This window comes from Arthrobacter sp. NPDC058130 (assembly GCF_042884475.1).
Lineage (GTDB): Bacteria > Actinomycetota > Actinomycetes > Actinomycetales > Micrococcaceae > Arthrobacter.
In genome coordinates this window covers 616,947-628,988 of sequence record NZ_JBHVTV010000001.1, presented here as the reverse complement: position 1 = coordinate 628,988, position 12,042 = coordinate 616,947, and the positions used below count along the sequence as shown (strand labels likewise).

The window sequence follows — 12,042 nt, the reverse complement described above, 5'->3', positions numbered from 1 at the left end:
CATTTGTCAACCGGTTGCCATAAATTGCCGCCAAGTTGCGTGGCGGCCGCAATAGCGGGGCTAGCCGGCGGGCAGCAGCCGTCCGCTGGAGCCCCGGAGCACCAGCTCCGTCTCGACGCGCAGCGTGGCGGCAGGCCCTGTGGTGCCTTGCGGGTGACCGCCGTGCAGGAGGTCCAGCAGCAAGGTGGCGGCGCCGGAGCCGCACTCCCCCAGTGGTGAGCGCACGGTGGTGAGCGGCGGCGTGGTGAAGTCGGCCCCGAAGATGTCGTCGAAGCCCACGATGCTGATCTGGTCCGGAACCACCATGCCGGCGGCCTGGAGTTCCTGCATGAGGCCGATAGCCAGCAGGTCGTTGTAGGTCAGCACCGCCGTGGCGCCGCTGTCCCGGACGTCGCGCGCCACCTGGCGGCCGCCGTCGACGGTGGGCTTGCTGGATTCCAGCCGCACGGCCTCGAGCCGGGACCATTCGCAGGCGGCCTGCACGCCCTCCCAGCGGCGCGCGGACATCCAGGACTGCGGCGGACCGGCAACAAAGGCAACCTTGTGGTGGCCGTTGGCGGCCAGGCTGCGGACTGCCTCGCTGATGCCCTTGTTCACGTCCGGGACCACGCACGGCACGCCGTCTACTTCACGGTTGATGACCACCACGGGCTTGTCCCGGGCGATGGCCCGGATGTCGTCGTCGTCCATGCGGGGGCTGGCAAGGATGAGGCCGTCCACGGTTGCCATCATCCGGCGTGCTGCCGTCAGCTCGGTGTCGGCGGACTCGGCGGATTCGGCCAGGACCAGCGTGTAGTCCCGCAGCGTGGCGGTCGTTTCCGCCCCGCGGATGATGTCGAAAAAGGTGGGGTTGGTGATATCCGCGACGATCAGGCCGAAGGTGTTGGTGCGGCCGGTGGGCAGGGCGCGGGCGAACGGGTTGACCTGGTAGTTCAGCTCGGCGGCGGCGTCCTCGATGAGTTTCTGCGTCTTGGCGCTGACCCGGCCGGGCTTGCTGAGCGCCCGCGAGACAGTGGAGGGATTGACCCCGGCAACCTTCGCGATGTCATAGATGGTGGCGCTGGACCTTCCCGCACGGGAGGGCTTTTTGGCCGGGGCTGCCGATTCGGGCGCGTCCGGCGTCTTGGGTTCTGTCACCGCCCCATCCTAGCGAGCGTCAGCCCAACTAACTGGCAGCAGGGTCCGTTTTGAGCACTCAAAACGGCCGCAGCTGCCAGTCAGTTGGGCGGGTGTGCCTAGGAGCGCTCGGGGAACTTGCCTTCGTCCACGATGCGCTTGTTCAGCTCGGCGAGGAACTCGTCCTCGTCGAAGTCCAGCGACACTTCCGTGCCGGTCCAGCTGGAGAGGTGGATGGCGTTGGCCAGGCGGACACCCTTGATGCCGTCCGATCCCGGGGCCAGCAGCGGTGTGCCGTCCAGGATGTTGGCGGCGAAGTTCGCCAGGACGCCGGAGTGCTGCGCCCCCCAGGCGGACTCGAACTCGATGACCTCGGTGGTGTAGTACTCCTCGGGATTCAGCTCGCCCATGAAGAGTTTGCGGACGTCCTCCATGCCCATGCCGTCGCTGAGTTCACGCTCGGGCTGCTTGAGGCGGGTCACGGTGGCGGTCTTGGAGTTTTCGACCACGATCTTGCCCTGGTCGCCCAGGATCTCGAAGCGGTCGGTGCCCACGAGGTCGTGCGTCGCGGTGACGAAGACGCCCGTGGCGCCGTTGCCGTAGTCCACTACGGCGGTGACCTCGTCCTCCACCGCGATGTCGCGGCGGAAGCCGTAGGCAACCTTGGAGTAGACGGACTTCGGCACGCCGCAGATCCACTGCCAGAGGTCCAGCTGGTGCGGTGCCTGGTTGACCAGCACGCCGCCGCCTTCGCCGCCCCACGTGGCGCGCCATTCGCTGGAGTTGTAATAACCCTGCGGCCGCCACCAGTTGGTGATGATCCAGTTGGTGCGGCGGATGCTGCCGATCTCGCCGTTGTCGACGATCTCCTTGAGCTTCTGGTACAGCGGGTTATTGCGCTGGTTGAACATGATGGCAAAGGACAACTCGGGCTTGCTGGCGGCGAACTCGTTGAGCTCCTTGACCTGCTTTGTGTAAACGCCGGCAGGCTTCTCCACGAGGGCGTGGACGTCGCGCTTGAGGCTCTCGATGCCCATTTCCGGGTGCAGGAAGTGCGGCACGCACGTCACGACGGCGTCGACGTTGCCGCTTTCCAGCATGGCGATGTAGTCCTCGTAGAAGGGTGCGTCCGGGTACTGGGAAGCGGCGAGTTCCTTCTTGGCGGGGTCGGTGTCGCAGATGGCGCCGATCACCATGTTCGGGACTGCGCCGTCAGCGATGAACTTCGCGTACATGCCGCCCTGCTGGCCCAGGCCGATGATGCCGAGGCGTACTTTCTTGCTCATGTGGTGATTCTCCGTAGTCAGTGGGTGTGGTCTAGAAAAGGTTCGAGTGGCCCATGGCCACCAGGTTGTCGTGGGAGGTCTGCAGGGCGTCCCACACGGTGCGTCCGTAGAGTTCGTCCTGCTCCACCAGCATGTAGCGGGCTCCGGCGGCCTGCGCGGCCGGAATGATGGACGGGAAGTCCAGGTTGCCTTCGCCCACTTCGGCGAACTGGACCACGTTCTTGAACTCGGCCATGAAGCCCAGGAAGTCCCCGGAATCCAGCAGCCCGAAGGAGAATTCCGGCAATTGGCCGATCCGGTAGTCCTTCAGGTGGACCATGGCCGTGCGGCCGGCGTACTTTTCCAGCGTGCGGACCGGGTCCAGGCCGCCGCGCTGCACCCAGTGGACGTCGATTTCCATGCCCATGGCCGGGGAGTTCTCGGCGATGATGTCCAGCATGTATTTGCCGTCGAACTTCGCGAACTCGATGTGGTGGTTGTGGTAGTACAGGCCCAGGCCGTGTTCCTGCAGGCGTTCGGCGTATTCGTTGGCCTGCTTGGCGAAGTCAACGACGGCGCCAATGGACTTCATCGCCGGGAAGGGCAGCATGCCGATTCGCAGCAGCTTCGTGTCCAGTCGCTTGGCGTCCTCCACGATCTTCTCGAAGTGCTCGGCCAGCGAATCCCCGGGGCGCCCTTTGGGGATCTCCATGGCCACGGACAGGGCTGCGATATCCATGCCCAGTTCGCTGCGGGAACGGTCCAGTTCCGCGACGTTCTCCGGCGTCATCGGGATCTGGGAGATCTCGACGGCGTTGTAGCCGATTGCGCTGACCTTGCGTAGCGTTTCAAACGCTCCGAGTTCGGTGAAGCTGTCTTTGAGCATCATCGCTTGTACGCCAATTGTGGACACTGTATTCCTCCGTGGTCTTCCGGGCCGTCAGGGCCGCTTGGTCGGTGAGTGCGCTCGGCCTAGTGCATGCGCACAGCGCTAGGCGAGGGCACCTGCCTGTTCTCTCTGTTGCCGCTGAATTTCCAGCAGCCGGTGGCGATCCGCCCGGCGCTCCTCCTGCCGGTCCGGATCGGGTACTGGGGACGCCAGCAGGAGCCGCTGGGTGTAGGGGTGGTCAGGGTCGGTGGTGACGACGCCGGCCGGGCCTTGTTCGACGATCTCGCCGTGGTACATCACGGCGACGCGGTGGCTGATGTGCCGGACGACGTCGAGGTCGTGCGAGACGAAGAGGTAGGACACGCCGGTGTCCTTCTGGATCTGCAGGAACAGGTCCAGCACGCGGGCCTGGGTGGACAGGTCCAGCGCGCTGACCGGCTCATCGCAGACGATCAGCTTGGGCGAGAGCGCCAGGGCGCGGGCGATCGCCACGCGCTGGCGCTGCCCGCCGCTGAATTCGCGCGGCAGCCGGTTGATCGCATCCGAGGGCAGGCCCACCTGGTCCAGGAGTTCCTTCACGCGCTTCTTGGCCGCCGCGGCTTCCATGCCCTGCACGCCGAGGGGCTCGGCGAGGATGTCGCCGATCTCCAGGGCGGGGTTCAGCGAGGTGTACGGGTCCTGGAACACCACCTGCAGATCCCGGCTGAGGACCCGACGGTCCTTGCGGGTGGCGTGGCTGATGTCCTTGCCGTCGAAGCCGATCTTCCCGCCGGTCACCGGTGCCAGCCCCAGGATGGCGCGGCCCAGGGTGGTCTTGCCGGAACCGGACTCCCCCACCAGGCCCAGGGTCTCGCCCCGGCCGATGGTGATGTTGATGTCCGTCAGGGCGCGGAAGGGCTTGGCCCGGAAGTGCTTGCTGGGGTACTCAACCACCAGCTGGTCCACCGCGAGCAGCGCCGCTCTTTCCGTGGTGCTCATGCGACTGACTCCTTCTGCCGGGTTGAAACGAGCATGGACATGGGTTCCTTGCCTTCAAGCATCGATGCCAAGAGCGTTTGTGTGTAGGGTTCTTGCGGATTGCGGAGGATGTCCCGCACGGATCCTTCCTCCACGAGCCGGCCGTTCTGCATGACCGCCACACGGTCGCAGAGGTCAGCCACCACCCCGAAGTTGTGGGTCACCAGGATAACGCCGATGTTCAGGCGCTGCTGGAGCTCGCGCAGGAGGTCCAGCACGTCGGCCTGCACCGTGACATCCAGGGCCGTGGTGGGCTCGTCGGCGATCACCAGGTCCGGCTCGCAGCTGATGGCCCCGGCGATCAGCACACGCTGGGCCATGCCTCCGGAGACCTCGTGCGGGTAGGCGGCGAAGGTCCGCTCCGGGTGGACGATGCCGACATCCGTGAGCAGTTTCAGCGCCCGCTTCCTCGCCTCGGCCTTGGAGATGCCGAGGACGCGCACCATCGGCGTCACCAGCTGGTAGCCGATGGTGAAGGCCGGATCCAGGTTGCTCATGGGCTCCTGCGGAATGTAGGAAATCCGCTTGCCGCGCAGTTTGGACAGCCGCTCCTGGCTGACGCGTTCCTCGCCCGGGACCACGGTGTAGTTGCCGTCGAACTGGATGGACCCGGCCACGATGCGGGCGTTGTCCGGCAGCAACCCAAGGATGGAGAAGGCGGTCTGGGACTTGCCCGAGCCGGATTCGCCCACGATGCCCAGGATCTCGCCGCGGTCCACGTGGAACGAGACGTCGTCCACCACCTTCTTGATGGAACCGTCCGCCTGGGGATAGCCGACGCCGAGATTGGTCACCTTGACCAGGTGGTGCTCGGTTCCGGCCTCGACGGCGGCCACAGGCTTCCGCGACGGGCGCGCGGCGGCGGGCGCCGCCGTCGTCGTCGTGCCTTGAAGCGTTGCCTTTTTCTTGCGGTGCTTGATCTTCTCGCCGTCCTCGAGGGCGTCGCGGATGGCGTTGCCCAGCAGGACCAGGGCGCCGATGGTCAGCGCCATGGCAAGCGCCGGCCAGAACAGCAGGGTCGGGTTCAGGTAGACGTTCTTGAAGCCCTCGGAGAGCATGACGCCCCACGTTGCCCTGGTGGGATCGCCCAGGCCGAGGAATTCCAGGCCGGACTGGATGGCGATGGCCACGCCGGCGATGGCCGCTGTCTGGATGATGATGGGGGCCCGGACCACGGAGAAGATGTGCCGCGCGATGATGCTCAGGTCCGACAGTCCGGAGACCCGTGCGGCGTCCACGTAGAGCTCGTTGCGGACTGACTGGACGGCCGTGCGGGTCAGCCGGAAGTAGGACGGGCTGATGAGGATGCCGAAGGCGATCATGGAGATCCACACCGAGGGGCCGAAGGCCGCCCGGATGGTCAGCAGCACGATCAGCCCGGGAAGGCTCATGAGGATGCTGACCACCCAGTTGGAGACTGCCTCGAACTTGCCGGCGTAGTAGCCGGCGATCAGGCCGGCCGGCAGGCCGATGCCGATGGCCACGCCGGCGCAGAGCAGGGCGGACAGCAGGGTCAGCTGCGCACCGAACAGCAGACGGCTCCAGACATCGCGCCCGGCGCTGTCCGTTCCCAGGATGTTGACCGAATCCGGTGCGGCGAGGGTCTTGGCAATGTTGGCGTAGTTCTGGTCGAACGGTGCCAGGACCGGAGCCAGGATGGCCAGGAGGCCGATCGCCAGCAGGATGGTCATGGCCACGATGCCCAGGGGGTTCTTGAACAGGCGCCGGATGACGGTGGAACGGACCACAGTTCCGCCCTGCCCTGTTCCGCCCTGCCCTGTGCCGCCCTGCCCCGTCGGGGCAGAGGGTGCAGCGGCGGCGGTTGCCGCGGTTGCGGCTGCTTCTTCAGAAGAATTGTTCATGACACACGTACCTTCGGGTTGAGCCAGCCATTGAGAATGTCGACCAACAGGTTGACGACAATGACGACGACCACCGTGTACATCACGACGCCCATCACCACCGGGAGGTCCGACTGGCCGGTAGCGGCGACCGCCAGCGGGCCCATGCCGGGAAGGGCGAAGATCTGCTCGATGATCACCACGCCGCCAAGCATGCCGATCAGCTGCAGGCTCAGGACGGTCAGGCCGGCCGGAGCCGCGCTGCGCAGGACGTGCTTGAACAGGATCTCCCGCTCGCCGATCCCGCGGCTGCGCAGGGTGCGGACATAGTCGCGCTCAAGTTGTTTGATGACGGCGCTGCGGATCTGCTGCGCGCCGCCGGTGACGCCGTTGATCAGCAGGGCAATCACCGGAAGGGACATTGAATAGACCCACGCGTCGGCCCCGGCATCCGGGGAGATGGTGCTGGTGGCCGGGAAGAGGCCCAGCTGGATGGCCAGGATGGTGACCAGGATGACGCCGATGACGAACCCCGGGATGGAGTCGCCGATGATGGCGCCGACCTGGACCACCCTGTCCACCCAGCCGCGCTTGACCGCAGCGGCAACACCGATCAGTGCCGCGCAAAGCGCGATCAGGATCATTGCGGCGAAGACCATGGTCATGGTCACCGGGATCCGGGTGGCCAGGGAGTTGGCCACCGGTTCCGAGGTGAACCAGGAGGCCCCAAGGTTTCCGCTCAAGGCGTCGATAACCCAGGTGAGGTAGCGGGCCAGCAGAGGCTGGTCCAGCCCCAACTCGTGTTCTTTCAGCGCCACCTGTTCGGCGCTGGCCTGATCGCCCAGGATGTTCCGGGCGATGCTCCCGCTGGAGGTGTACAGCAGGAAGAAGGTGAGTGCCGAGACAACAAACAGCACCACCAGCCCGCTGCCCAGCCTTTTCGCAATGAACCTGATCATGGGGTCCTACTTGGCCGGTGAGTAGTTGTAGATGGACGGAACCGCCTGCTGGATCTGTGGCGTGACGTTCACCTTGGCGTTGTGGTAGTACATCTGGTTCACCCGGAAGAGCGGCGCGAACCATGCCTGCTCCACCACGTACTTGTTGACTTCCTGGGCCAGCTTGCCGGCATCGGCGCCGCCGGCGCGCACGGCCTCAATCTTGGCGTCCAGCTCCGGCGTCGCGTTCTTGAACGGGTTGTAGAGCGCTTTGGTGGAGATGATCTGGTTGACGGCAACCGTCGGCTCGCCCTGGAACAGGGAGAAGTACATGGTCGTGTACTTCTGCGCGGCGACATCGGAGGTGAAGGTGTTGGTCAGCGCTGCGCCCACCTTCAGCGTGATGCCGACGTCTGCCAGCTGCTGCTGGACCACGGAAATCTGGGTTTCGAACCCGGGAACGCTCGGGATTTCCAGGGTCACGCCGCTTTCGTAGCCGGCTTCCTTGAGCAGCTGCTTGGCCTTGGCCGGGTCGTAGCTGTAGTAGTTTTCCAGCTCTTCGGTCCAGGCCCCGCTGGCCTTGCCGAACGGCTGGGACGTCGGGGTGCCCTGGCCCAGCATAACCTGGTCCAGGATGGTCTTGCGGTCGAAGGCGTAGTTGATGGCCTGGCGGACCTTGACGTTCTGCAGCGCCGGGTTCTTGGCACCGTCCCGGTCCATCAGCAGCAGGCCCTGCCAGTCGACCTCGTTGGCGGCCAGCTGCATCTTGGCGCCTTCTGCCTGCTTGCCGGTCTTCGGGTCCAGGATCGTGGCGTCCACCTGGCCGGAGACCAGGGCGTTGGTGCGGGCTGTCAGGTCGGTCAGGATCTTGAACGTGAGTTTCTGGTACTTCTGCAGGTCCTTGTTCCAGTAGTCCTTGCGGGCCGTGAACACCGTTTGGGAGTCCTTGACGGACGCTGCCTTGTCCATCACGTAGGGGCCGGAGCCGACCGGTTCGGTCTTTATGCCCTCGGTGCCGAGCGCCTTGGGGCTGCCCATCAGGCCTGCGGCCTGGCTGAGGAAGTATTCCAGGGCCGGGTCCGGGGCCGTGAGGTTGATGTCGATGGTGTCGGGGTCTACAACGGCCACGTCCTGGACTGAGGAAAGCTGCGCCATCTGCGGGCCGTTGGCCTTCTTGAAGTGGTCCATGTTGGCCTTAGCGGCCGCGGCGTCGAACTTGGCCCCGTCACTGAAGGTGACATCCGTGCGCAGATCCACGGTCAGCTTGGTGTTGGCGGCGTTGTACTTCCACGCCGTGGCCAGCATCGGGCTGAGCTTTCCGTCCGGCTGGCGCAGGATCAGGGTGTCGTAGACGGCCTGGTACGGCTGGAGGACGTGTCCGACGTGGGCCTGGGCGGGGTCCCAGGACCGGACGTCCTGGATGGTGCCGATCGTCAGGGACGTGGCCGCAGCGCCTGCGGCCGCGCCGGAGTTGGCGGCGCCACCGCACGCGGTCAACGCCATCGCCGCGCTGAGGATGAGGGCGGACGCTGCCGCCTTGGGACCTAACTTCATTGTTGGCTCCTTTGAATCTGTGGAACGTGATGCTTACGGAATCAGGCCGGTGTGGCGTGGGCCACACCGGCCTTGTGAGATTCAGAGTACGCAGTGTTGCCGATCTTGGCAACCGATTGTCAAAGGAGTTGCAACATTACTTATGAAAACGCGCAATCGGGAAGCTCACATGGGGTGCATAGAAGCGCAACCGGTTGTCTTGGCGGCTCAGGAAACCTGCGCAACTGACCCCGGGTAGCTCTGCCGGTAGACATCCTTGATGATGCGCAGGGATTTCTCGGCCTCCGCCGGGCTGATCCAGAAGGGCTCTGCCTCGTCCAGCCGGCCATAGAAGTCGTTGATCAGCAGCTCGTGCGAGACACCCCAGTAGGACCGGCCGCCGGATTCGCTCTGGCGCTCCGGGACGAGGTCCACGCGTCCGTCCGCATGCGTCACTGTGAGGTCTCCGCGCAGGCTCAGGACGGCATTCTCGGTGACCACATCGAGCGTCACCGGCGCGTTGAAGGCATTGGCCAGGGTGGCATAGAACGCGCTGCGGGCACCGTTGGCATGCTCCGCAACGAATTCAGCGGTGTCTTCGACTTCGATGGTGCCGCCCAGGAACCGCGTGGACGTATTGCCCGTCACGGTGACGACGTCGCCCACCAGCCATTGCAGCAGGTCCACGGTATGGATGGCCTGGTTCATCATCAGCCCGCCGCCACCGCCGGCCCAGGTCCCCCGCCACGGCCGGGTTTGGTAGTACTCGGCGGAGCGCTGCCACATCACTGTTGCGGACGCCCCCACCACGGCCCCCAGCTCGCCCGAGGACAGCAGGGCGTGCATGGCCTGCGCCGTCGCGTTGTAGCGGTTCTGGAAGCACACGGCGATTTTCGCGCTGCCGGCCGAGGCCGCCTCAACCAGCCGCCGGCCCTCCGCCAGTGTGTGGGCCAGCGGCTTCTCCACGATGACGTTGACGCCGCTCTCCAGGCAGTCCGCCGCCACCGAGGCGTGCTGGTCATGCGGGGTGCAGATGTGCACCACGTCCGGCCGGACCGCCTCGATCAGGCTCAGGTGGTCGGCGAAGCCGGGGACCCCGTAGGCGGCTTCCGCGGCGGCCAGCCGTTGTGGATCCGAATCGCAGACCGCAACCAGCGTGGCGCCGTCGAGCTTTGCCACCGCCTCGAAGTGCACGGCGGAAACATCACCGCATCCGATGACCGCCGCCGTCGTACTCAAGAGAGTTCAACCCCGTTTTTCGCCGCGAGCGCCGCGAAGGCGCGGGCCGCGACGCCGAAGGCCACCGGGCCCGAGAAGCCGCCCAGTTCGTGCGCGGTGGCAAGGTGGGGTTCCAGCGAGGCGAAGCCCGAGTACCCGTCCGCCGCCAGTGCGGCGATCGTTGCGTCGAGTTCGCCGTCGCCCTCGCCGGAGGGCACCACTTCGCCGGTGGTGGAGAGCGCGTCCTTGACCTGGAAGTACTCGAGGTAGGGGCGCAGCATGGCGTAGCCCTCGGTGAAGGGCTTGACGCCCACCTGGACGAAGTTGGCGTTGTCCCACGCGATACGCAGCGCGGGCGAGTTCACCGACTCCATGATGTCCAGCACGCGTTGCGGCGTATCGCCGTAGATGCCCTTTTCATTTTCATGCAGCAGCACGACGCCGGAATCCTCGGCGAGCGCCGAAAGGGCGCCCATGCGGGCCAGGACGTCCTCGCGGATGCCTTCGGCGCCGCGGCCTTCCGCCCGGTAGAAGGAGAAGATGCGGATGTACTTGGTGCCCAGCCCCCTGGCCGCGGAAATGATCTGGCGGAGCCGTTCGACTTCGTGCTCCACCGGCAGGCTGACGTCCACCTTGCCGATGGGGCTGGCCACGGCCGAGACCTTCAGGCCCTTCTCATCGAGGATTTCCTTGAGCCGGGCAACCTGTTCGGGCTCCAGTTCGGAGACATTGGTGCCCCAGGCGCTGCGCACCTCGATGTGGCTGGCGCCGAGCGCAAGCAGCACGGCGGCCTGAACGGCCGGGTCCGGATCTATTTCGTCGCCGAAGCCTGAAAGTGACCAGACTGTTGGGGTTTTGCTCACGCGGATCTCCTGGGTTTCGCGGCCGACGCGGGCAGCTTCCGGCTCCAGCGCGGTGACGCAGTTCACAAACGGTGTACAACCAGTCTAGCTATGCCCGCCGACGATTGACAACCGATTGCCAAACTTTGACAATCTGTGGCATCCTTTGCTGACCGGTTCTGTGGCGGCAATCACAGCACCGCCCATCCGACCCGGCCAGCACGGCCCGGCCACCACGTTCAGAGAGGAGCGCCGTGGCTACGACGCAACCAGCAGCAGTGGACCGCCCGGCCACCATCCATGACATCGCCGCGCTCTGTGGCGTGGCGGCCTCCACCGTTTCCCGGGCGCTGTCCACCCCGGACCGCGTCAACATCAGGACGCGGCTGCGGATCGAGGAAGCCGCAGCCCAGCTGCACTACACCCCCAACAGCCAGGCGAAGGCGCTAAGCTCCGGCCGCACCGGCGCGGTGGGGGTCCTGGTTCCGGATATCACCAACCCGTTCTACTTCGACCTCATCAGGGGCACCCAGCTCCAGCTCAAGGCGGCCGGCTACACCCAGTTGCTGGTGGACACGGAGGAGTCCGACGAGGTGGAGGCCAGCACCGTGGAGCAGCTGCGCAAGAGCGCCGACGGCATCATCGTTGCCGCATCCCGGCTCACCGACGCCTCCCTGCTGGACGCGGCGGCCAAGATGCCCATGGTTGCCATCAACCGTGATGTTCCCGGCGTTCCGGCCGTCCTGATCGACACACCGTCCGCCACTAGCCAGGCGCTGGACCACCTGATCTCGCTGGGGCACACCCGCGTGGCCTATGTGGCAGGCCCGCTGACGTCCCAGTCCAGCGAACGGCGGTGGACCGCGCTGTCCGAGGCGGCCGAGGAGTGCGGCGTGGAGGTCCGTCGGCTCGGCCCGTTCGCCCCCAAGACCCAGTCCGGCGCGGCAGCAGCGGACGCCGCCGTGCACAGTGGGGTCACGGCCTGCATCGCGTTCAACGACCTCATCGCCATCGGCATGCTCCAGCGCCTGCGCGAGCGCGGCATCCGCGTACCCGAGGACATGAGCATTGTGGGCTGCGACGACATCTTTGGCGCGGACTTCTGCAATCCGCCGCTGTCCACCATGGCTTCCCCGATCGAACAGGCCGGCCGGGTGGCGGTCTCCATGCTGCTGGCCCAGCTGAACCCGCTGGCCGGCGGCGGCATCCGGAACCGGTCCGTGATGCCCACCCACCTGACGGTCCGCGGTTCCACCGGGCCGGCGCGGCAGGAGCGCTAGCCGGGTTCACCGGCTGGCCCTGCGGGCCGGACGTCCCCGGCTGGCCCTGCGGACCGGACGTCCCCATCTGGCGCGGTTTTCGCGGCGGTTCCGGGCGCGCGCT

At 66.1% G+C, this 12,042-nt stretch carries 10 protein-coding genes; 1 reads left to right on the top strand and 9 read right to left on the bottom strand.

All coding sequences use genetic code 11. The features are described from left to right. Positions 1-60 precede the first annotated feature (60 nt). The 9 genes from ACFVTM_RS02960 to ACFVTM_RS02920 all read right to left on the bottom strand — a co-directional run bounded on the left by ACFVTM_RS02960 (position 61) and on the right by ACFVTM_RS02920 (position 10,680). Positions 61-1,137, bottom strand: coding sequence for a LacI family DNA-binding transcriptional regulator (locus ACFVTM_RS02960; protein WP_390201870.1), 1,077 nt, complete (start codon positions 1,135-1,137; stop codon positions 61-63). A 98-nt stretch (positions 1,138-1,235) separates the two neighbouring features. Beyond that, positions 1,236-2,402 carry a Gfo/Idh/MocA family protein gene (locus ACFVTM_RS02955; RefSeq protein ID WP_390201869.1) on the bottom strand — a complete coding sequence of 389 codons (1,167 nt, stop codon included), beginning with the start codon at positions 2,400-2,402 and terminating at the stop codon, positions 1,236-1,238. Between the two features lie 31 nt (positions 2,403-2,433). Then, entirely contained in the window at positions 2,434-3,294 is an 861-nt protein-coding gene (locus ACFVTM_RS02950; protein ID WP_390201868.1) for a sugar phosphate isomerase/epimerase family protein, read from the bottom strand. 78 nt (positions 3,295-3,372) lie between these two features. Next, complete coding sequence (locus ACFVTM_RS02945) at positions 3,373-4,248, bottom strand: ATP-binding cassette domain-containing protein (protein WP_390201867.1); 876 nt, start codon at positions 4,246-4,248, stop codon at positions 3,373-3,375. Then, positions 4,245-6,149 (bottom strand): dipeptide/oligopeptide/nickel ABC transporter permease/ATP-binding protein, encoded by a 1,905-nt coding sequence (locus ACFVTM_RS02940; RefSeq protein ID WP_390201866.1) that lies wholly within the window; start codon positions 6,147-6,149, stop codon positions 4,245-4,247. Before ACFVTM_RS02940 ends, ACFVTM_RS02945 begins: the two co-directional genes overlap by 4 nt. Beyond that, positions 6,146-7,087, bottom strand: a complete 942-nt coding sequence (locus ACFVTM_RS02935) for an ABC transporter permease (protein WP_390201865.1) — start codon at positions 7,085-7,087, stop codon at positions 6,146-6,148. Before ACFVTM_RS02935 ends, ACFVTM_RS02940 begins: the two co-directional genes overlap by 4 nt. A 6-nt stretch (positions 7,088-7,093) precedes the next feature. Beyond that, positions 7,094-8,620, bottom strand: coding sequence for an ABC transporter substrate-binding protein (locus ACFVTM_RS02930; RefSeq protein WP_390201864.1), 1,527 nt, complete (start codon positions 8,618-8,620; stop codon positions 7,094-7,096). A gap of 207 nt (positions 8,621-8,827) precedes the next feature. Continuing rightward, positions 8,828-9,838 carry a Gfo/Idh/MocA family protein gene (locus tag ACFVTM_RS02925; protein ID WP_390201863.1) on the bottom strand — a complete coding sequence of 337 codons (1,011 nt, stop codon included), beginning with the start codon at positions 9,836-9,838 and terminating at the stop codon, positions 8,828-8,830. Then, positions 9,835-10,680: a sugar phosphate isomerase/epimerase family protein gene (locus ACFVTM_RS02920; protein WP_390201862.1), complete on the bottom strand. Its 846-nt coding sequence runs from the start codon at positions 10,678-10,680 to the stop codon at positions 9,835-9,837. The genes ACFVTM_RS02925 and ACFVTM_RS02920 overlap by 4 nt, the downstream gene beginning before the upstream one ends. Before the next feature lie 233 nt (positions 10,681-10,913). On the opposite strand from ACFVTM_RS02920, the gene ACFVTM_RS02915 reads away from it, so the two are divergent. Continuing rightward, positions 10,914-11,939, top strand: coding sequence for a LacI family DNA-binding transcriptional regulator (locus ACFVTM_RS02915; RefSeq protein ID WP_390201861.1), 1,026 nt, complete (start codon positions 10,914-10,916; stop codon positions 11,937-11,939). The last annotated feature ends 103 nt before the right edge of the window (positions 11,940-12,042 follow it).

Excerpts from the sequence above, each read along its gene's own strand:
- ACFVTM_RS02955 (WP_390201869.1), bottom strand. The coding sequence starts at position 2,402 with ATGAGCAAGAAAGTACGCCTCGGCATCATCGGCCTGGGCCAGCAGGGC.
- ACFVTM_RS02945 (WP_390201867.1), bottom strand. The coding sequence starts at position 4,248 with ATGAGCACCACGGAAAGAGCGGCGCTGCTCGCGGTGGACCAGCTGGTG.
- ACFVTM_RS02940 (WP_390201866.1), bottom strand. The coding sequence starts at position 6,149 with ATGAACAATTCTTCTGAAGAAGCAGCCGCAACCGCGGCAACCGCCGCC.
- ACFVTM_RS02935 (WP_390201865.1), bottom strand. The coding sequence starts at position 7,087 with ATGATCAGGTTCATTGCGAAAAGGCTGGGCAGCGGGCTGGTGGTGCTG.
- ACFVTM_RS02930 (WP_390201864.1), bottom strand. The coding sequence starts at position 8,620 with ATGAAGTTAGGTCCCAAGGCGGCAGCGTCCGCCCTCATCCTCAGCGCG.